The 19,850-nt window shown below is 68.8% G+C and carries 16 protein-coding genes and 1 tRNA gene; 8 read left to right on the top strand and 9 right to left on the bottom strand.

The genetic code is table 11. From position 1 onward, the window contains the following. Positions 1–137: 137 nt before the first annotated feature. Positions 138–1,457 carry an FAD-dependent oxidoreductase gene (locus ACIBTM_RS13390; protein ID WP_395878050.1) on the bottom strand — a complete coding sequence of 440 codons (1,320 nt, stop codon included), beginning with the start codon at positions 1,455–1,457 and terminating at the stop codon, positions 138–140. 111 nt (positions 1,458–1,568) lie between these two features. On the opposite strand from ACIBTM_RS13390, the gene ACIBTM_RS13395 reads away from it, so the two are divergent. The 4 genes from ACIBTM_RS13395 to ACIBTM_RS13410 are packed head-to-tail and all read left to right on the top strand — an operon-like array spanning position 1,569 to position 4,193. After that, positions 1,569–2,213 carry an aminodeoxychorismate/anthranilate synthase component II gene (locus ACIBTM_RS13395; protein WP_395876799.1) on the top strand — a complete coding sequence of 215 codons (645 nt, stop codon included), beginning with the start codon at positions 1,569–1,571 and terminating at the stop codon, positions 2,211–2,213. After that, entirely contained in the window at positions 2,210–3,022 is an 813-nt protein-coding gene (locus ACIBTM_RS13400) for an ABC transporter ATP-binding protein (RefSeq protein ID WP_395876800.1), read from the top strand. The genes ACIBTM_RS13395 and ACIBTM_RS13400 overlap by 4 nt, the downstream gene beginning before the upstream one ends. Further along, positions 3,010–3,654, top strand: a complete 645-nt coding sequence (locus ACIBTM_RS13405; RefSeq protein WP_395876801.1) for a hypothetical protein — start codon at positions 3,010–3,012, stop codon at positions 3,652–3,654. Before ACIBTM_RS13400 ends, ACIBTM_RS13405 begins: the two co-directional genes overlap by 13 nt. Then, positions 3,654–4,193 carry an AAA family ATPase gene (locus ACIBTM_RS13410; protein WP_395876802.1) on the top strand — a complete coding sequence of 180 codons (540 nt, stop codon included), beginning with the start codon at positions 3,654–3,656 and terminating at the stop codon, positions 4,191–4,193. The genes ACIBTM_RS13405 and ACIBTM_RS13410 overlap by 1 nt, the downstream gene beginning before the upstream one ends. A gap of 51 nt (positions 4,194–4,244) precedes the next feature. Here ACIBTM_RS13410 and pknB read toward each other — a convergent pair whose 3' ends face one another. The 7 genes from pknB to ACIBTM_RS13445 form a co-directional block, all read right to left on the bottom strand. After that, the gene (gene pknB / locus ACIBTM_RS13415) at positions 4,245–6,206 is read right to left on the bottom strand and encodes a Stk1 family PASTA domain-containing Ser/Thr kinase (RefSeq protein ID WP_395876803.1); all 1,962 of its coding nucleotides are present in this window, start codon (positions 6,204–6,206) and stop codon (positions 4,245–4,247) included. After that, entirely contained in the window at positions 6,203–7,510 is a 1,308-nt protein-coding gene (locus ACIBTM_RS13420) for a protein kinase (RefSeq protein ID WP_395876804.1), read from the bottom strand. The genes pknB and ACIBTM_RS13420 overlap by 4 nt, the downstream gene beginning before the upstream one ends. A 3-nt stretch (positions 7,511–7,513) precedes the next feature. Further along, positions 7,514–8,977 carry a peptidoglycan D,D-transpeptidase FtsI family protein gene (locus ACIBTM_RS13425; RefSeq protein WP_395876805.1) on the bottom strand — a complete coding sequence of 488 codons (1,464 nt, stop codon included), beginning with the start codon at positions 8,975–8,977 and terminating at the stop codon, positions 7,514–7,516. Next, positions 8,974–10,452, bottom strand: a complete 1,479-nt coding sequence (locus tag ACIBTM_RS13430) for an FtsW/RodA/SpoVE family cell cycle protein (protein WP_395876806.1) — start codon at positions 10,450–10,452, stop codon at positions 8,974–8,976. Before ACIBTM_RS13430 ends, ACIBTM_RS13425 begins: the two co-directional genes overlap by 4 nt. Beyond that, positions 10,452–11,825, bottom strand: a complete 1,374-nt coding sequence (locus tag ACIBTM_RS13435; RefSeq protein ID WP_395876807.1) for a PP2C family protein-serine/threonine phosphatase — start codon at positions 11,823–11,825, stop codon at positions 10,452–10,454. The genes ACIBTM_RS13430 and ACIBTM_RS13435 overlap by 1 nt, the downstream gene beginning before the upstream one ends. Beyond that, on the bottom strand, positions 11,822–12,289 hold the full coding sequence (locus ACIBTM_RS13440) for an FHA domain-containing protein (RefSeq protein WP_007030429.1): 468 nt from the start codon (positions 12,287–12,289) through the stop codon (positions 11,822–11,824). The genes ACIBTM_RS13435 and ACIBTM_RS13440 overlap by 4 nt, the downstream gene beginning before the upstream one ends. A 160-nt stretch (positions 12,290–12,449) precedes the next feature. Further along, positions 12,450–13,706, bottom strand: coding sequence for a DUF3662 and FHA domain-containing protein (locus ACIBTM_RS13445; RefSeq protein WP_395876808.1), 1,257 nt, complete (start codon positions 13,704–13,706; stop codon positions 12,450–12,452). A gap of 129 nt (positions 13,707–13,835) precedes the next feature. On the opposite strand from ACIBTM_RS13445, the gene ACIBTM_RS13450 reads away from it, so the two are divergent. Next, positions 13,836–13,918 (top strand) — tRNA-Leu (locus ACIBTM_RS13450). Positions 13,919–14,107: 189 nt separating this feature from the next. On the opposite strand, the gene ACIBTM_RS13455 is transcribed toward ACIBTM_RS13450, so the two are convergent. Then, positions 14,108–14,482 (bottom strand): FKBP-type peptidyl-prolyl cis-trans isomerase, encoded by a 375-nt coding sequence (locus ACIBTM_RS13455; protein ID WP_395876809.1) that lies wholly within the window; start codon positions 14,480–14,482, stop codon positions 14,108–14,110. Positions 14,483–14,623: 141 nt separating this feature from the next. Here ACIBTM_RS13455 and ACIBTM_RS13460 point away from each other — a divergent pair, with 141 nt between their 5' ends. From ACIBTM_RS13460 to ACIBTM_RS13470, 3 genes are all read left to right on the top strand, one after another. Then, positions 14,624–17,860: a penicillin acylase family protein gene (locus ACIBTM_RS13460; RefSeq protein ID WP_395876810.1), complete on the top strand. Its 3,237-nt coding sequence runs from the start codon at positions 14,624–14,626 to the stop codon at positions 17,858–17,860. 54 nt (positions 17,861–17,914) lie between these two features. Continuing rightward, positions 17,915–18,733, top strand: a complete 819-nt coding sequence (locus ACIBTM_RS13465) for a hypothetical protein (protein ID WP_395876811.1) — start codon at positions 17,915–17,917, stop codon at positions 18,731–18,733. 71 nt (positions 18,734–18,804) lie between these two features. Then, a complete protein-coding gene (locus tag ACIBTM_RS13470; protein WP_395876812.1) occupies positions 18,805–19,845 on the top strand; it encodes a trans-sulfuration enzyme family protein in 1,041 nt (346 codons plus the stop codon). Positions 19,846–19,850: the final 5 nt, after the last annotated feature.

Genomic DNA, 19,850 nt, shown 5'->3' on the forward strand with positions numbered 1-19,850 from the left:
ACGCTCGACTGGGACACCCCAGCCGAGCGCCTCACTACACTCCTCACCCAAACCAGTTGATCACCCGTGTTGCAACGACCCCTGAAATCCGCCCCCTCGGCTGAGTCGAGGGAAGGGGGCCTTCACGCGCAGTTGGTTCAGCCTCGCGAAATGCGGGTCATTTCGTCGCGTTCCACGACCTTGACGCGTTCCCGGCCGTGCGGGACGCCGAGCGCCTTCTCGTGGGCGTCGAGTTTGCCCCAGCCTTCCCAAGTGGTGAAGGGAACGCCGCGTTCGGTCAGGAAGCCGAGGATCGCGTCGGGGTCCTCGACGGCCGGAGCCGTGAGGTTGTCGGCGTCGGCCAGCAGGCTCGCGATGGTTTCGGCCGCGTCGCCCTTGGTGTGGCCGATGAGGCCGACCGGCCCGCGCTTGATCCAGCCGGTCACGTAGACGCCCGGCACCTGGTCCTCGTCGATGTCCAGCACCCGGCCCGCCTGATTCGGCACGGTCCCGGTGGTGTGGTCGAACGGGATCTCCGGCAGATGCGACGACAGGTAGCCCACCGCGCGGTAGACGGCCTGGACGTCCCAGTCGTGGAACTCGCCGGTGCCGCGCACGTTGCCGTCACCGGTCAGTTCGGTGCGCTCGGTCCGCAGGCCGGTCACCTTGCCGTCCTCACCGACGATCTCACACGGCGAGTGCAGGAAGTGCAGGTGCAGCCGCTTCGGCCGGTCGCCCTGGTCGCGGATCGCCCACTCCTGCAGCGTCTTCACGACCATGTCGATCTGCTTCGACGCCCGCAGCGCGGCGATGCTGCCCTCGTCGAACTCGATGTCCTCGGGGTAGACGATGACCTCGACGTTCGGCGAGTGGTCCAGCTCGCGCAGCTCCAGCGGCGTGAACTTCGCCTGAGCCGGGCCGCGGCGCCCGAACACGTGCACGTCGGTGACCGGGCTGGCCTTCAGACCCTGGTAGACGTTGTCCGGGATGTCCGTGGTGAGCAGCTCGTCGGCGGTCTTCGCGAGGATCCGCGCCACGTCGAGCGCCACGTTCCCGACCCCGAGGACCGCGACCGAGGTCGCGTTCAGTGGCCAGGTGCGCGGCACGTCCGGGTGCCCGTCGTACCAGGAGACGAAGTCGGCGGCGCCGTAGCTGCCGTCGAGGTCGATCCCGGGGATGTCGAGCGCGCGGTCGGCCATGGCGCCGGTCGAGAAGATCACCGCGTCGTAGAACTGGCGCAGGTCGTCGAGCTTCAGATCGGTCCCGTAGTCGACGTTGCCCAGCAGCCGGATGTTCGGCTTGTCGAGCACCTTGTGCAGGGCGGTGACGATGCCCTTGATCCGGGGGTGGTCGGGCGCGACGCCGTACCGGATCAGCCCGAACGGCGCCGGCATGCGCTCGAACAGGTCGATCGTCACGTCGGCGTCGGACTTGTCGAGGATGTCGGCGGCGTAGATGCCGGCCGGACCGGCACCCACGATGGCTACACGAAGAGAACGGCTCACTCCTACCACGGTAAGTTAGGCAGCCCTAACAATCATTGTGATCTGGCGTACGGTCCACCTGGTGGGAGCCGCTAAGCTGGCTTCATGCGCGTGCTCGTCGTCGACAACTACGACAGTTTTGTCTACAACCTGGTCCAGTATCTGGCCCAGCTCGGCGCCGACTGCACCGTCTGGCGCAACGACGTCGTGGAGCTCGACAAGCTCGGCGAGTTCGACGCGGTCCTCGTCTCTCCCGGCCCCGGAACCCCGGAACGCGCTGGTCAGAGCATGGATGTCATCCGCAAATGCGCGGAGGAACGCATCCCGATGCTCGGCGTCTGCCTCGGCCATCAGGCCCTCGGCGTGGTCTTCGGTGCCACGGTCGACCGCGCCCCGGAACTGCTGCACGGCAAGACCAGTCAAGTCCACCATTCGGGCGACGGAGTACTCGCCGGGCTTCCTCCGGAATTCACCGCCACGCGGTATCACTCGCTGACCGTTTTGCCGGAAACCATCGACGGGACCGTGTTCGAGATCACAGGCCGTACCGAGTCCGGTGTCGTGATGGGCATGCGGCACCGCGAGCTTCCGCTCGAAGGCGTCCAGTTCCACCCCGAGTCCGTGCTCACCCAGGGCGGGCATCGGATGCTGGCGAACTGGATGGCCTCCGCCGGGCACCCGGTCTCCGACGCCACGGTCAACGAACTCGAACAAGCGACTCGCGCGCTGCAGAAGGCCGCTGCTGCGTGACCTCGCTGATCCGGCTCGAAGGAGTCGGGAAGCGCTACGGCCGCGGTGAACCCGTGCTCGCCGACGTCGACCTCGACGTCCCGGCGGGCCGCGTGATCGGCGTCCTCGGCTCGAACGGCTCGGGCAAGTCGACGCTGCTCAGGATCCTCGCCGCACTTTCCCGTGAGACCTCGGGAACCGTCGTGGGCGGTCCGCGCGTCGGCTACCTGCCGGACCGCTTCCCGGCGGGACAGCGGATGAGCGCCAGGGCGTACCTGCGGCATATGGCCCGCATCGACGGCCATGTCGACTTGTCGGCGATCGATTCCCTGCTGGACAGGCTGGCGCTGGTCGGCGGCCCGGACGCGCCCCTGCGGACCCTGTCGAAGGGCAACGCCCAGAAGGTCGGCCTCGCCCAGGCGGTCCTCGCCGGGCCGGACCTGCTGATCCTCGACGAGCCCTGGTCCGGTCTCGACGTCGAAGCCCACACCGTGCTCGGCGAACTCGTCGCCGAGACCAAGGAACGGGGCGCGAGCGTGGTCTTCACCGACCACCGCGCCTCCGTCGTGCACGCCCACGCCGACGACGTCTACCGGATCGACGACGGCCTGCTGAGCCGCGTCGAAACGGCGAAGAAAACCGAGAGCGCGACAAGGATCGTCCTCCACGGCCCCAGCGGCGACTGGTCTTCGGAGCCTGGTGTGAGCCAGGTCGTGGCCGAGGACGGGAAGGTCGTCCTGACGGTCGAAGCCGGGCACGCCGACGCCGTCCTGCTGCGCGCGCTCAACCGCGGCTTTTCGGTCCGGGAGGTGGCGCCGTGCTCGCCATGACCCGCTACTACCTCGCGCTGCTCGGCCACTCCCAGCGCTACCTGCCCGCGATCCTCGCCTACGTCGCGGTGAACACCGTGCTCTACACCGATCCGAAGTCGCCGCTGCTGCCGCAATACGGGATCAGCGCGGGCTCGCTCCTCGTCGTCTCGTGCTGGCTGACCATCGCGATGCTCGACGTCGAGGACCCGGTCCAGCGGCTGGTGACCTTCAGCCACGCCCGGCGCCGGCGATCGGTCCTCGGCGGCGCCACACTGGCCGTCTTCGGCTGCGCCACCGTGCTCACCCTCGTGACAGTGCTGTGGTCGGGCCTCCGGACCGGCGGCTTCTCGATCGGCGTCTTCGCCCTCGGGGCCGGGGCGCACGGGCTTTGCGCGCTGTTCGGGATCGCGATCGGCCTGCCCTGTTCACGGCTGCTGGTCCCGCGCGTCGGCTGGTCGGTCCTGGCCGCGATCTTCGCCCTCGCGGCCGTGCTCCTGGTGAAGTGGCTGCCGCTGGCCAACCCGCTGCTGCGTGCCTTGACCTCGCAACAACCACTGACCGGGCCGTTCGTCGTGGCCGTCGTGGCGGCGGTCGCCGCCTTGCTGGTGAGCGCCACGGCCGTCGGGTATCTGCTCCGGCGCAACGCCTGATGCCGCGGCTCATCGTGCTCAACGGCCCGCCGGCCTGCGGGAAGTCGACCCTCGCCCGGCTGTACGCCGAAGACCATCCGCTGACGTTGAACCTCGACATCGACCGGCTCCGGGGCCTGCTCGGCGCCTGGCGCGATGACGCCGCGAAGGCCGGAACGCTCGCCCGCGACCTCGCTGTGAGCGCCGCTCGCACCCATCTGCTCGCGGGCCACGACGTGATCGTCCCGCAATTCCTCGGCCGCGCCGACCTCCTCGAACGCCTCGAAACGCTCGCCGGGGAAACGGCCGCGGAGTTCCACGAGATCGTTCTCCTCGACACCAAGGACGACGTTCTCCGACGGTTCGCCGAGCGCACGCGCGCGGCGGCGGAGCCCGAACACGTCGAGGCGCACGAGATGCTGGGCGGGCCTGACCGGCTGGCGGAGATGTACGACCGGCTCGTGGCGCTCATCGCCACGCGGCCGAAGGCGGTCGTGGTGCGGACCAGCGCCGGGCGGATCCAGCAGGCCTACCAAGGATTGCTCGAACAACTGACATGAAAAGGGCCCCGCACGAAACCGTGCGGGGCCCTTTCTCACGTCAGCGCTGGATCACGGAGGCGGGAAGAGCCGCGAGCTCGACGACGTCGGCGTCTCGTCGCCTTCGACGATGAACAGCGTGATCGGCGCGTTCTTCGCGATCTTCGTACCGGCCTGCGGGTTGGTCTTGCTGACCTTGCCCGCCAGATCCCGGTCACCGTTCTTGTCGGCCTGCGTGTCCAGCTGGCCGTTCCAGCCCAGCTGCTGCAGCTGCCGCGTCGCCTGGTCCTCGGTCATGCCCTTCAGGTTCGGCATGTCGAAGGTCTCCTGGTTGCCGTTCGACACCGACAGCTTGACCACACTGCCGACGGGCAGTTTGCCGCCGTTCGGGGTCTGGTCGATCACGGTGCCCTTGGGCTGGTCGGAGTCCACGTTGGTGACCTGCGGGGTGAACCCGGCCGTCTTCAACCCGGCTTCGGCCTCGGCCTGAGTCTTGCCCTTGTAGTTCGGGACCGTCTTCAGTTCCTTGGACTTGCCGACCGTGATGTCGACCTTCGAACCCTGATCGACCTCGGCCTGCGAGCTCGGGTTCTGCGAGATGACCTTGCCTGCCTGGTTCGGGTCTTCGGTCTCTTCCTCGGTGGTCACACCGAGCTTCAGACCGGCTTCGGTCAGCGCCGCGAGAGCCTCGGCCGCGGTCTTGCCCTTGAGGTCCGGGGCCTTGACCTTGCCCGGCTTCGCGCCGACGGTCAGCGTGATCTTTTCCGTGGTCGGCGTCACCTGCCCCTGGTTCGGGCTGATCGCGATGACCTTGTCGATGTCGTTCTCGTCGCAGGCGGGCAGGCCATTGACGGCCTCACCGGTGCAGGGGACCTTCTTGGTGGGCTCGAACGAGTTGAACCCCGCGCCCCGGAGCGTGTCCTTCGCCGAGGCTTCGCTCTGGTTGAGGACGTTCGGGATCGCCTTGCTCTCGCCTCCGGTGGTGCTGAAGGCGTTCGACAGCCACATGATCAGCAGCACCACGGCGGCCAGCGAGACCACGAGACCGGCGATGAGCCAGGCCCGGCGCTTCTTCTTCGCGGCCGGATCCTCGTCTTCGTCCTCGTACTGGTCATAGCGCTGCGGCACCCGGCGGTCGGAGTCCATGACCTGGGTGCGCTCGTCCTCCGACATCACCATCGGCGCGGCCGGCCGCTGACCGGACAGCGTCCGGACCAGGTCCGAACGCATCTCCGCGGACGACTGGTAGCGGTTCGCCGGGCCCTTCGCGAGCGCCTTGAGCACGACGGCGTCGAGTTCGGGCGCCACGGCCGGGTTCACCGACGACGGCGGGTTCGGGTCTTCCCGGACGTGCTGGTACGCCACCGCCACGGGCGAGTCGCCGGTGAAGGGCGGCTCGCCGGTGATGAGTTCGTACAGCACACAGCCGGCGGCGTAGACGTCGGAACGCGCGTCGACGGACTCACCGCGGGCCTGCTCCGGCGAGAGGTACTGCGCCGTGCCGATCACCGCGGCGGTCTGCGTCATCGCGGACTGCCCGTCGTGCATGGCGCGCGCGATACCGAAGTCCATCACCTTGACGGCGCCGTTCTTCGTGATCATCACGTTCGCCGGTTTGACGTCGCGGTGCACGATGCCGTGCCGGTGCGAGAAGTCCAGTGCCGCGCAGACGTCGGCCATGACCTCCATGGCCCGCTTCTGCGACATCGGGCCTTCGGTCTTCACGATGTCGCGCAGAGTCCGTCCTTCGACGTACTCCATCACGATGTAGGGCAGCGGGCCGAACTCGGTGTTCGTCTCGCCGGTGTCGTAGACGGCGACGATCGCCGGGTGGTTCAGTGCCGCCGCGTTCTGTGCCTCGCGACGGAAACGTTCTTGGAACTGGGGATCCCGCGCCAGGTCGGCACGCAGGATCTTGATCGCCACCTCCCGGCCCAGGCGCACGTCGTGGCCGTGGTGGACCTCGGACATGCCTCCGTAGCCGAGCGTCTCGCCCAGCTCGTAGCGGTTGCTGAGCAGTCTTGGTGTGCTCATCTCTGCGTGCCGTTCCATTCCGTCCAAGGTTTGCTGCTCATCATTCCTGGATTCGCCTGTCCGGCCGGCTCCTCGGTGCCGCCCTCCGTCGGAACCGCGGGGTACGCGGATGTCGGCGGAGGACCTTCGGACTTCTTACCCGGAGCCGGCGCGTGTTCACTCGTTTCCACGCCGCCCGACCGCGGTCCGTTGCCCGAACCGACCAGTCTCACGATGAGGAAGGCTCCTGCCACCAGTACTGCGATCAGGATCACCGCGAGCAGCAGCCACCAGCCCCATTGTGGCCGTCTGCCGGGCAGACGGCGGACCGCCATCGGTGGCGGGCCGGTGACCGGGTGCATCGCCGGATGCGACGCCGGTCCCACCGCCGCCATCGGGTTCGGCGGGGAGTGCGGGCCGGGCGGCACCTGCTGCGGCAGCACGGGCTGACCGGCCGAGTAGGCCACGTTCACCAGCCCGGACGGCGTCGGCAGGGGCAGCCCGGCACGGACCGCCGCGACGGCGGCCGCGAACTCGCCGCCGCTGTTGTACCGCTGTCTCGGATCCTTGATCAGGGTCGCTTCGATCACCGCGCGGGCACCCGGCGGCACGTCCGGCGGCAGCGGCGGCGGGAGGTCGCGGATGTGCATCATCGCGACCGTCACCGCGTTCTCCGAAAGGAACGGCCGGTGCCCGGTGAGGCATTCGTAGCCGCAGACGGCCAGCGAGTACACGTCGCTCGCCGGTTCGGCGTTGTGCCCGAGCGCCTGCTCGGGGGCGATGTAGTGGGCGGTGCCCATGACCATGCCGGACCTGGTCACCGGGGCGGCGTCGGCGGCCTTCGCAACACCGAAGTCGGTGATCTTCACCTGCCCGGCCGGGGTCACCATGATGTTGCCCGGTTTGACGTCGCGGTGCACGAGACCGGTTTCGTGCGCGGCCTGCAGCGCGTTACCGGCCTGCTCCAGGATGTCCAGGGTGCGCTCGGCGTTCAGCCGTCCTTCGCGGGTGATGATCGCGGCCAGTGGATCGCCTTCGACCAGCTCCATCACCAGATACGCGATCGACAGATCGTCCGCGACCGTCTCGCCGTAGTCGTGCACCGCGGCGATGCCGGGGTGGTTCAGCGACGCGGTCATCCGCGCCTCGGTCCGGAACCGGTGCAGGAACTCGGCGTCGCCGGACAGCTCCGCCTTGAGGATCTTGACCGCGACCGTCCGGTCCAGCCGCGTGTCACTGGCCTGCCAGACCTCGCCCATCCCGCCGACGGCGATCCGGTTCGTCAGCTTGTACCGGTCGGCCAGCAGCTGACCCGAGGACAGCATCCGCTATCCACCCCCGAGCATGGCGTTGACGGCGGCGCGGCCGATCTCCGCGGCCACGGTGCCACCGGTCGCTTCGAGCCCGCGGTTACCGCCGGACTCGACGATCACCGAGACGGCGATCTTCGGGTCCATCGCCGGCGCGAACCCGGTGTACCAGGCGTGCGGCGGGGTGTTCTTCGGGTCGTTGCCGTGCTCGGCGGTGCCGGTCTTGGAGGCGATCTGGATGTCGCCTCGTTTGCCCGCGCCCTTCGTGTTCTCCTCCGACGCCAGCATCATGTCGCGCAGGATCGCGGCGTTCGCGCTGGACATGGCGGCGTCGCCGGTCAGCTCGGTCGGGGTGTAGTCCTCGATGGTCGACAGGTTCGGCGCCAGCAGCGACTGCACCAGCTGCGGTTTCATCGCCATCCCGTTGTTGGCGATGGTCGCCGAAAGCAGGGCGTCCTGGATCGGGGTCAGCCGCACGTCGCGCTGCCCGATGGCGCTCTGGAACAGCGCCGCCTTCGAGTCCAGCGGGCCGAGGGACGACGTGGCGACCCGCATCGGCACGGCCAGGTCCTCGCCGACACCGAAGTTCTTCGCCGTCGCGTTCAGCTTGTCCTTGCCGAGTTCGCCGGCGAGTTCGGCGAAGGGCACGTTGCAGGAGTACCGCAGCGCTTCCTTCAGCGTGCTGCCCTTGCAGGCCGCGCCGCCGTAGTTCTCCAGCGTCGTCTGCGTGCCGGGGAGCTTGACGTTGGGCGCGGTGTTGACCGGCATGTCCGCCGTCTTGCCGTTCTCGAGCGCGGCCGCGGTCACCAGCAGCTTGGCCGTCGAACCCGGCGGGTAGGTCTCCGAGATCGCGCGGTTCAGCATCGGCTTCTTCGGATCGTCGCGCCACTGACCCCAGGCCGCGATCTGCTCCTTGCCGACGTGCGAGGCGAGCTTGTTCGGGTCGTACGACGGCGTCGAGACCATGGCCAGGATGCGCCCGGTCTTCGGCTCGATCGCGACCACCGAGCCGGTGTAGCCCTTCTGCGTCATCAGGTCGTACGCGGCCTTCTGCACGGCCGGGTTGATCGTCAGCCGCACGTTCCCGCCGCGCGGGTCGCGGCCGGTGACCAGGTCCGACAGGCGCCGTACGAGCAGCCGCGGGTCGGAACCGTTGAGGACGTCGTCCTCGGACCGTTCCAGGCCGCCCGCGCCGTAGTTGATCGAGTAGTAGCCGGTGACCGGCGCGTACATCGGGCCGTCGACGTAGGACCGGATGAACTTGTACTTGTCGTTCGACGGGTCGACCTTCGCGAGCGCGGCGCCGTCGGGCGTCACGATCAGCCCGCGCTGACGCGAGAACTCGTCGTAGAGCACCCGCAGGTTGCGCGAGTCCGTGCGGTAGTCGTCCGCCTTGACCACCTGGATGTAGGTGGCGTTGGCCAGCAGGAGCACCACCATGACGAGCATGGCGACGCCCACCTTGCGGAGCGGGGTGTTCACGAAGCGCTCCCCTCACCGGTCACGGGCGGCCGCTGGACCATCACCGTGTGCGCTTCGGCGAGCGGCGCTTGCGGCTGCTGCGGCTTCGGCCGCACCGCGGGTTTGCGGGCGGCGTCGGAGATTCGGAGCAGGAGGGCCACCAGGATGTAGTTCGCGAGCAGTGAAGAACCACCGCGGGAGAGGAACGGGGCGGTGATCCCGGTGTTCGGGATCAGGTTCGTGACGCCGCCGACGACGACGAAGACCTGCATGACCAGGGCGAACGACAGGCCGCCGCCGAGAAGTTTGCCGAAGGTGTCGCGGACCGCGAGGGCGCTGCGCATCCCGCGCATCGCCAGGATCAGGTACAGCATCAGCATCGCGGCGAGACCGATGAAGCCCAGTTCCTCGCCGATCGCGGTGGTGATGAAGTCCGTTTTGGCCTCGGGGACCATGTCCGGCCGTCCGGCGCCGAGGCCGGTGCCGCCGACCCCGCCGGTGCCGAGCCCGAACAGCCCCTGCGCGACCTGGTAGCCGCCGCCCGCGTCGTCGTAGGTGGCGAGCGGGTCGATCCAGTTGCGGACGCGCTGCTGGACGTGCGTGAACAGGTTGTAGGCGATGATCGCGCCGGCGGCGAAGAACCCGACGCCCAGCACCACCCAGATGATCCGCTCGGTCGCGACGTACAACATCATCAGCGTGACGCCGAAGAACAGCAGCGACGTCCCGAGGTCCTTCTCGAACACCAGCACGCCGAGGCAGGCGGCCGCCGCGATCAGGATCGGGCCGAGGTCACGGGCGCGCGGCAGCTCGACGCCGACGATCTTCTTGCCCGCGACCATGAACAGGTCCCGTTTCGTCACCAGGAACGAAGCGAAGAAGATCATCAGCAGGATCTTCGCGAACTCGCCGGGCTGGATCGAGAAGAACGGCAGCTTGATCCAGACCTTCGCGCCGTTGACCTCGGAAAGGCTCGACGGCAGCACCGCGGGCAGCGCGAGCGCCACGATGCCGACCAGACCGCAGGTGTAGCCGTAGCGGGTCAGTGTGCGGTGATCGCTGATCACGACCAGCACCACCACGAACAGCACCAGTGAGATCGCCGTGAACAGCACCTGCTTGGTGACGTCCGGCGTGTACTCCTTGCCCTGCTGGACCGCGCGTTCCGCGAGCGCCAGGTCGATCCGGTGGATCATCACCAGGCCAAGCCCGTTCAGGAGCGCGACGCACGGCAGGATCACCGGATCCGCGTACGGCGCCCAGCGGCGGACCGCCAGATGCGCCGCCGTCAGCACCCCGAGGTAGGACAGCCCCAGCCAGATGATCGAGCTGGTGAGCTCCTGCTCCTGGTTCGCCTCCACCAGCACGAGCGCGACGGTGACGATGAACGTCGCGAACGCCAGCAGGACGAGTTCCGTCCCGCGCCGCTTGGGCAGCTCGCGCGGAGGGTTCGTGGCGAACTGGGCCGAAGCCGGATCGGCGAGCGGCGTGCTCATCAGTTACCGCCCCCTGGTGCTGCCGTGGTCGGCGTCGAGCAGTCCCTCCCCGCTGGCTGGTTCGCCGAACTCGGCGAAGCGGGGGTAGAAGGGGGAGCCGAGGACTCGACGGGCGGCGTGGAGGTCGAGCTGGTGGCCTGCTTGCAGTCGGCCAGCTGCTTGTGCGGCCGGAGGAAGTCGTCGATGTACTTACGGGCGTCGTCGAGGTTGTCCTTCTTGACGCCGTTCTTCACCGCGATCCGCGCGTCCTCCTGCAGCGCGGGCACCAGCAGCTTGTCGGTGCACAACCCGCCCGGCGGGCACGAGCCCTGCTCGTAGGCGTGCAGGTCGATGCCGAGGATGCTGCCGGGGACGCCGCGGTAGATCACGACCTCCTCGCCGGGCCCCTCGCCGACGTAGTACTGGCTCAGCACGAAATACCGCGTGGCGATCGCCGCCGCGGCCAGCACGATCAGGACGACCACCGCTCCCGCCAGCCAGCGAAATCGCCTCCGGCGCTTGACCTTCGGGTCCTCCTGTTGGGGCTGGACCTCGGGCCGCGGCTGCGGCGCGGGCTGGGTCAGCGCACGGGCGCGGGCGGCGGGGGAGTCGCCCTGGTGGAATTCGTCGCTGCCGTCCCCGGCGGCGCCGCCCACGATGGGCGCGTCCTCACCGAAGTCGACGTCGACGACGTCGGCGATGATCACCGTGACGTTGTCCGTGCCGCCGCCCTTGAGCGCGAGCTCGATCATCCGGTCCGCGCAGGCCTGCGGATCCGGGATCTGGATCGCCTCGGACAGCGTTTCGTCGCTGACCATGCCGGACAGGCCGTCCGAGCAGATCAGGTACCGGTCGCCGGCGCGGGCCTCGCGCACGGTGAGGCTCGGCTCGACCTCGTGCCCGGTGAGCGCCTTCAGCAGCAGCGACCGCTGCGGGTGCACCGCGGCCTCTTCCGGCGTGATCCGGCCCTGTTCGAGAAGTTCGTTGACGAAGCTGTCGTCCCGCGTGATCTGCGAGAACTGACCGCCGCGCATCAGATACGCCCGCGAGTCGCCGACGTGCACGACACCCATCCGCGAACCGGCGAACAGCACGGCGGTCAGGGTCGTGCCCATCCCGTCGAGGTCCGGGTCCTGCTGGACGAGCTCGGCGATGGCGGCGTTGCCGTTCTGGACGGCCTCACGCAGCTGAGCGAGAAGGTCGTCACTGGGGTCGTCGTCGTCGAGGGGCGCGAGGGAGGCGATGACGACCTTGCTGGCCACCTCACCCGCTGCGTGCCCACCCATGCCGTCGGCGAGGGCGAGCAGGCGGGGACCTGCGTACACGGAGTCCTGGTTGCTGGAACGCACCAGGCCCCGGTCGCTGCGAGCCGCGTAGCGGAGGACGAGAGTCATGGGCGAAGCTCGATCACCGTTTTGCCGATCCGGATGGGGACTCCGAGCGGGACCCGGAGGGGTGCCGTGACCTTAGCCCGGTCGAGGTACGTCCCGTTCGTCGAACCCAGATCTTCCACGTACCAATCCTCCCCGCGCAGGGCGATCCGGGCGTGCCGGGTCGACGCGTAGTCGTCGTCCAGCACCAGAGTCGAGTCGTCGGCGCGGCCGATCAGGATCGGCCTGCCGTCCAAGGCGATCCTGGTTCCCGCCAGCGCACCATGGGTCACGAGCAGCTGCTGCGGCGATTTCCCGCCGCGCGGCTTCTTGTTTTCCTTCTTCTTGCGACCGAACGTCGGGACGGCCACGCGCAGCCCGGAGGCCGCGTACAGATCCGAGCGGACGACACGCAACGCGGCGAACACGAAGAGCCAGAGCAGCACGAGAAAGCCCACCCTGGTGAGTTGAACGACCAGCTCTGGCACTTGTTGTGTCCGCTCCCGTTTCTCCTGTACGCCGCGGAGAGCGCGTGCCGTCCGGGATGGTCGGCTCCGAACGGCCTTGCTCTCCGCGTACGACCCGAGGTGCCGATCCACCACAGGTCCCGCACCGCAATTCTGCGATACCCCCTCCGGACGCCGCCGGTCAGCCCTGCGTACGGAACACGAGAGACGAGTGGCCCACGCGGATCACGTCGCCGTCGGCCAGCTGCCAGGTCTGCACCGGGGTGCCGTTGACGGTCGTGCCGTTGGTCGAACCGATGTCCGCGAGCGTCGCGCTCTGGCCGTCCCAGGTGATCTCCAGGTGACGGCGGGAGACACCGGTGTCCGGGAGCCGGAAGTCGGCGTCCTGGCCGCGGCCCACGACGTTCCCGCCCTGCTTGAGCGAGTACGAGCGGTTCGAACCGTCGTCCAGCTGGAGGCTCGCGGTGAGCTGACGGCCCGCCGCCGGCTGGCCGCCGTAGCCGCCGCCCTGCGCGTACGGGTCCGCGGCGGGCTGGCCGTACTGCTGCTGGCCACCGCCGTACTGGTCGTAGCCGCCCTGCTGCTGCTGGCCGCCGTACTGGTCGTACCCCGGCTGCTGTGCGCCGCCGCCGTAACCCTGGTCGTAGCCGCCTTGCTGCTGGCCGCCGTACTGGTCGTAGCCGGGCTGCTGTGCGCCGCCGCCGTAACCCTGGTCGTAGCCGCCTTGCTGCTGGCCGCCGTACTGGTCGTAGCCGGGCTGCTGTGCGCCGCCGCCATAGCCCTGGTCGTAGCCGCCTTGCTGCTGGCCGCCGTACTGGTCGTAGCCGGGCTGCTGTGCGCCGCCGCCGTAACCCTGGTCGTAGCCGCCCTGCTGCTGGCCGCCATAACCCTGGTCGTACCCGGGCTGCTGCTGGCCAGCCTGCTGTCCGTAGCCGTACTGGCCCTGCTGGCCGTACGGGTCACCCTGGTCGTATTGGCCGTAGCCGGGGGGCTGGCTCATTGCTGGGTCTCCTGCGTTGCTGGGTCGTGCCGACCGTGACGAACCTTCGGCGCCGTGGGGCTTGACGTCGGGATCGACGGACGAACGGGTCTTGAACTGTCCAGTATGCAGCGCCTCATTGCGCTCGAGCGAAACTACGACGTCACCATAGGTGTCCCATCCGTGCTCGGCGAGGTGTTCCTTGACCGCCTCCGCCAACACCGAAGTGACCCGACGCTCGTCTCCGGCCATGCGTTCGTGATCAGCCTGCCCCAACGACACGATGTAGTGATTGGGAGCGAGCTGTCGACCACCGGCCAGCTCACGAACGTTCTCCTCGCTCTCGCGCTCAAGCGCCACCGCCACTTCCTGCGTGACGACGTTGCCACCGAACATGCGCGCGAAGGTATTGCCCACGAGGTTCTCGAGCCGCCTATCAAAGCGCTCAACGCGGCCCACCGGGCAACCTCCTCACACGTGTGCTTCCCCGTCGATCCTATCCGGGTACGGCCAGTCGGACACGGCCCCCGGTGAAACCCGTGAAATCCGCCTGCTACGCTTTGCGAGCTGTCAGAGAACGAAGCACTCGGGCGAGTGGCGGAATGGCAGACGCGCACGGTTCAGGTCCGTGTGTCCGAAAGGACGTGAGGGTTCAACTCCCTCCTCGCCCACTTCTGTTCGAGGCCCCCTTCGCTCCGCGACGGGGGCCTCTTTCGTGTGGTCGTCGCTCGTCGGTACCCGGGGGGCCGAGCCCCCCGGACCCCCCACGGTGCGGTGCGCGGCGGTTGGCATGGTGGTCGGGTTCCCGAAAGAACAAAGAAAAAGACCCGGCCTGGGCCGGGTCTTGAGGTGCGTGTGGGTCAGTTCACGCCGATGAGGTCGACGACGAAGATCAAGGTCTCGTTCGGCTTGATGACACCGCCGGCGCCACGTTCGCCGTAGGCCAGATGCGGCGGGATGACCAGCTTGCGGCGGCCACCGACCTTCATCCCGGCCACGCCCTGGTCCCAGCCGGGGATGACCTGACCGGCGCCGAGGCCGAAGCGCAGCGGCTCACCGCGGTCCCACGAGGCGTCGAACTGGTCACCGGTCGAGTGCGAGACGCCGACGTAGTGCACCGAGACGGTGTCGCCGGCCTTCGCCTCCTGGCCCTCGCCGACGGTGAGGTCGGACTTCTCGAGGTCGGACGGCGCGGGGCCCTCCGGGCGGTCGATCTGGGGCTTCTGCAAAGACATGCCCACAAGCTACCTGCGCAGGTCCGGGGTCCGCAGGGCGAGTGTTCCGCCGAACGGTGGCAAGAACGCGAATAGTCTTCACAAATTTGGATACCCGTGGGTAGTGTGCGCCTCGTCACTCTCCGACGACGGAGGTCTTTCATGCGACGAGGCATACGGGTCTTGACGACGCTGGCAGGGCTGACGCTGGTGGCGGGCACCGTTCCGGCACTGCAGGCGAACGCCGCGGAAGCGCCACAGAACTCGGTGGTGGCGGCCGCGCTCGACGATTACTGCGGCGGCCAGTGCGGTGACATCCTCCCGCCCGGCACCAAGGGGAACGCCACCCTCGCCGAGATCCTGGCGCACAAGGCGTTCGGCACCCGGCCCGCGCATTCGGCCGATCAGCTCGGCAAGTACGCCTCGCTCGCCGACGGCTACAAGACGCTGACCACGGACAAGATCAACCAGTTCTTCAACGACGCCTCGTTCGGTGTGCCGTTCGGGCAGGTCGAGAGCACGATCAAACCGCGTTCGGACGTGACGATCACCCGCGACAAGGGGATCGGCGTGCCCCGGATCGTCGGCACGACGCGGCCGGGCACGATGTACGGCGCCGGATACGCCGCCGCGCAGGACCGCCTGTGGCTGATGGACATCATGCGCCGCGTCGGCCGCGGCCAGCTGACCTCGTACGCCGGCGGCGCGCAGGGCAACCGCGAACTTGAGCAGAGCTTCTTCGCTTCGGCGCCGTACACCGAGCAGGAGCTGCAGAAGCAGATCGACAACGCCGCGGCCAGTGGCCCGCGCGGCGCGCAGGGCAAGGCCGACGCCGAGGCCTACGTGCAGGGCGTCAACAAGTACATCTCCGACGCGCACAGCGGCCGCTACTTCCCCGGCGAGTACGTGCTCACCGGGCATGTCGACGCGATCACGAACGCCGGGACCATCGAACCGTTCAAGCTCACCGACCTCGTCGTCCTCGCCGCCGTCGTCGGGGCGCAGTTCGGCGCCGGCGGTGGCGGCGAGGTGCAGAACGCCATCGCGAAGATGGCGATGCAGGAGAAGTACGGTCTCGAACAAGGCGACAAGGTCTGGAAGAGCCTGCGGTCCGAGGACGATCCCGAGACCGTCAAGACCCTCCACAATGGACAGACCTTCGACTACGGCAAGGCGCCGTCGAATCCGCAGGGCGCGGCGATGCCGGACAAGGGTTCGGTCACCGGGCAGCAGCTGGTCTTCGACCCGACCGGTTCCGCCGGGACGGCGACGCCCGCCAAGGTGGACGTTCCGGCGCCCGAGGACCAGAAGGCGGTCCGCGGCATCTTCGACGACGGTGTCCTGCCGGGGAACCTGCTGTCGGAAAAGCACGGCATGTCCAACGCGCTGGTGGTGTCCGGCGCCAAGACCGCGAGCGGTCACCCGGTCGCCGTCTTCGGCCCGCAGGCCGGCTACTTCGCACCGCAACTGCTGATGCTGCAGGAACTCCAGGGCCCCGGCATCAGCGCGCGCGGCGCCTCGTTCGCGGGTATCAGCATGTACGTGCTGCTCGGGCGCGGCAAGGACTACTCGTGGAGCGCGACCTCGGCGTCGCAGGACATCACCGACACCTACGCCGTCGAACTGTGCGAGCAGAACGGCTCCGCGCCGACGAAGAACTCCGGCTTCTATCGCTTCCGCGGTCAGTGCCTGCCGTTCGAGATCGTCGAACGCAAGAACGCGTGGAAGCCCACGGTCGCCGACGGGACGGCCGAAGGTTCGTACACGCTGCGCAGCTTCCGCACCAAGTACGGGCCGGTGACGAGCCGGGCGCTGGTCGGCGGGAAACCGGTGGCGTACGCGTCGCTGCGGTCGACCTTCCAGCACGAGATCGACACGATCATCGGCTTCCAGAAGTTCAACGACCCGGACGCGATCAAATCCGCGCAGGACTTCCAGGCCGCGGCGGCCGACGTCAACCAGACCTACAACTGGTTCTACGCCGACTCGCGTGACGTCGCGTACTTCAACTCCGGCTCGAATCCGGTCCGCGATCCGAACGTCGACCCGGCCATGCCGGTGAAGGCCGACGCCGGATTCGACTGGCAGGGCTGGAACCCCGACGGCAACCTCGCGAACTACACGCCGTCGTCGCAGCATCCGCAGTCGATCAACCAGGACTACTACATCAGCTGGAACAACGCGCAGGCGAACGGCTACGCGGCCGGCGGCGCGGACAAGAGTTCCGTGCACCGCGGCGATCTGATCGACGCGCGGGTCAAGAAGATGGTCTCCAGTGGCACCAAGGTGACGCGGGTGAACCTCACGCAGGCCATGGAGGAGGCGGCGCTGGCCGACCTCCGCGCGGAGAAGGTGCTGCCGGAACTGTTCAAGGTGATCGACAAGGCGCCGGTGACCGGCCCGGCCGCCGACGCGGTGGCGAAGCTCAAGACCTGGCTCGCCGCGGGCGGTCTGCGCGCGGAGACCTCACCGGGTAGCAAGGCCTACGCCGATTCCGACGCTATCCGCATCATGGACGCCTGGTGGCCGCTGCTGGTCAACGCCCAGTTCAAACCCGGTATGGGTGATGCCGCCTACGGCGCCATGGTCGGGGTGCTGAAGATCAACGAGTCGCCTTCCGGCTGGCAGAACGAGGTTCCCGGCAAGCACGTCGGCCAGTCGCACGCGGGTTCGTCGTACCAGGCGGGCTGGTGGGGCTACGTGCACAAGGACATCCGTTCGGTCCTCGGGCAGAACGTGGCCGGCCCGCTGGCCGTGAAGTACTGCGGTGGAGGTGACGTCGACGCGTGCCGTCAGGTGCTGCTCGACTCGCTGACGCAGGCGGCCGCGCAGCCCGCGAACACCGTGTACCCCGGCGACGGCGATTGCGCCGCGGGCGACCAGTGGTGCGCCGACACGATCATCCACCGCGCCCTCGGCGGTATCACGCAGGACAAGATGAGCACCCAGAACCGGCCGACCTTCCAGCAGGTCGTGGAGTTCCCGGCGAAACGCGGCGACAACATCGCGAACCTCGCCACCGGCCGGTCGGTGAGCGCGACCAGCCACGAAACCGGCTGGTACAACTCGCCGCCGTCCCACGCGATCGACGTCGACCTGTCGACGCGCTGGGCCAGCGACTGGAGTGACGATCAGTCGATCACCGTGGACCTCGGCTCGGTGCAGCGCGTGTCCCGGGTGGTCCTGCGGTGGGAATCCGCGTACGGAAAGGCGTACAAGGTGCAGGTGTCGTCCGACGGCACGAACTGGCGGGACGCGGCGTCCATAGTGGACGGAAACGGCGGAACGGACAACGTCGCCTTCGAGGCGGTGGACGGCCGCTATGTCCGGATGGCCGGTGTCCAGCGCGGGACGAAGTACGGCTACTCCCTTTACGAGTTCGAGGTGTACGCCCACTGAGCCATCGCGACCCGGCCGGGGCAACCTCGGCCGGGTCGCGAGCGTACGTCCGATATGGGGAGACAACCGACCGCGATCGAAACGGCCGACGCCATGGCGTGGCTGAGCAAACGCGGCATCCGGGCCGGGATACCGTCCAGACCGCTCACGGTCAGGATCGCCGCGCGGCAGTCGAGGACGACCACGACCAGGATTTTGTGGCTGATCGGCGCCTGCTTCGTCAGCGTCGCGCTCACGATGACGTTCGGCCTGCTGCAGAAGCTTCCCGGCGTGCGAGGCGTGGAAATGCCCGAAAGCCGGTACTCCTACTTCATGGTCGCCTCGATCGCCCTCGGGTACTGGGCGTCCATCCTCCATCGGGAAAAGCAGCTGGGCGGCCTTCCGGCGCGGAACCGGCGCCCGCCCGCAAAGGTCCTCGGCGGCTGGTACCTGGCCTCGTTCCTGATCACCTTCGGCGGTGGCGCGACGCTGGCCGTGACCATGTACTTCACCACCGAGTCACGCACTTTCGCCTGGACATGGCTGGCAGCCCTCGGCTGGGCGGCGCTCTGCTGCACGACGATCCTCGTCTGGGCCGTGACCCGCCGGGTCCGCGGCGAAGACGCCGCCTCCATCGCCGTCGACAGTGAGTTGCGCTTCCAGGACAGCCGGTTCCTCTCGCCCGCGGTCTTCCCGGTCGCGAGCTTGATCGACCCGCTGTTCAGCCATCGGTCGCCGCCGGGCTTCACCTGGTGGATGGTGGGCTACGCCGTGGTTGCGGCCGTCACGGCCCTCGGCGCGCACTGGCGGGACGCGCGACGGCCCCCTCTGCCGCCCGGCGATTACGGAACCGACGAGACAACGCCGGCCCCCAGCCGGACATACATCTCCTAGAACACAGGCAGGGGCATGGCCGCCGGAACGACTGCTCCACGTCCTGCGGAGGCACGGTTTACGGTGGCGGGGTGGACAAGAACGACTGGTCACCCCGCACCCTCGCCGTCGCCGCCGGACGCCCGGAGGGGCCCGGCGAGCCGCTGAACGTGCCGATCGTCGCGGCGAGCACCTTCGACGCCGGCGCCGACCGCGCGTACTCGCGGCAGGACGGCACCCCGACCTGGGAGGCCCTCGAAGCCGCGATCGGCGCGCTCGAAGGCGGGCACGCCACGGCGTTCGCGTCGGGGATCGCGACGCTCAGCGCGGTCGTCGACACCCTGCGGGTCGGGGCGAAGGTCTGCGTCCCGACGTTCTCCTACGCGGGGTCGCGCGGGCTGCTCGCGCACGCGCACGGCACCGGCCGTCTGGTGGTGACCGAGATCGAGCCGGAGGACACGGCCGCCTGGGTCGCCGCCGCGGACGCGGACCTGCTCTGGCTCGAATCGCCGACCAACCCGACGCTCGACGTCATCGACATCGAGACGATCGCCGCCGCCGCGAACGGCCTGGTCGCGGTGGACAACACGTTCGCCACCCCGCTGGGGCAGCGGCCGCTGGAGCTCGGCGCCGACATAGTCGTGCACAGCGCGACGAAACTCATCGGCGGCCACAGCGACCTTCTGCTCGGCCTCACCGTCGCGGCCGACGAAGGCGTTGCGAAAGACCTGCGCGACGCGCGCACCAGACTGGGGGCGACGCCGGGAGCCCTCGAAGCGTGGCTGGCGCTGCGCGGGCTGCGGACCCTGCCGGTCCGGCTGGCCGAGCAGACCCGCACGGCGGCGCTGCTCGCGGCGCGGCTGCTCGACCACCCCGCGATCACCCGGGTGCGTTATCCCGGCTCCGGCACGATGATCGCGTTCGAACTCCCGGACGCCGAGACCGCGGACAAGGTCATCGGATCGCTGCGGCTGATCCGTGCCGCCACCAGCCTCGGCGGGGTGGAGAGCCTGGTCGAGCGGCGGGCCTGGATGGCGGGCGACGCCCATGTGCCCGCCGGGCTCGTCCGGTTCAGCGTCGGGCTCGAGGATCCGGAGGATCTCTGGACGGATCTGGCCTCCGCGCTCGGCTAGCTTGG

Origin of the sequence: Amycolatopsis sp. NPDC049868 (genome assembly GCF_044461365.1) — a bacterium.
Taxonomy (GTDB): domain Bacteria; phylum Actinomycetota; class Actinomycetes; order Mycobacteriales; family Pseudonocardiaceae; genus Amycolatopsis.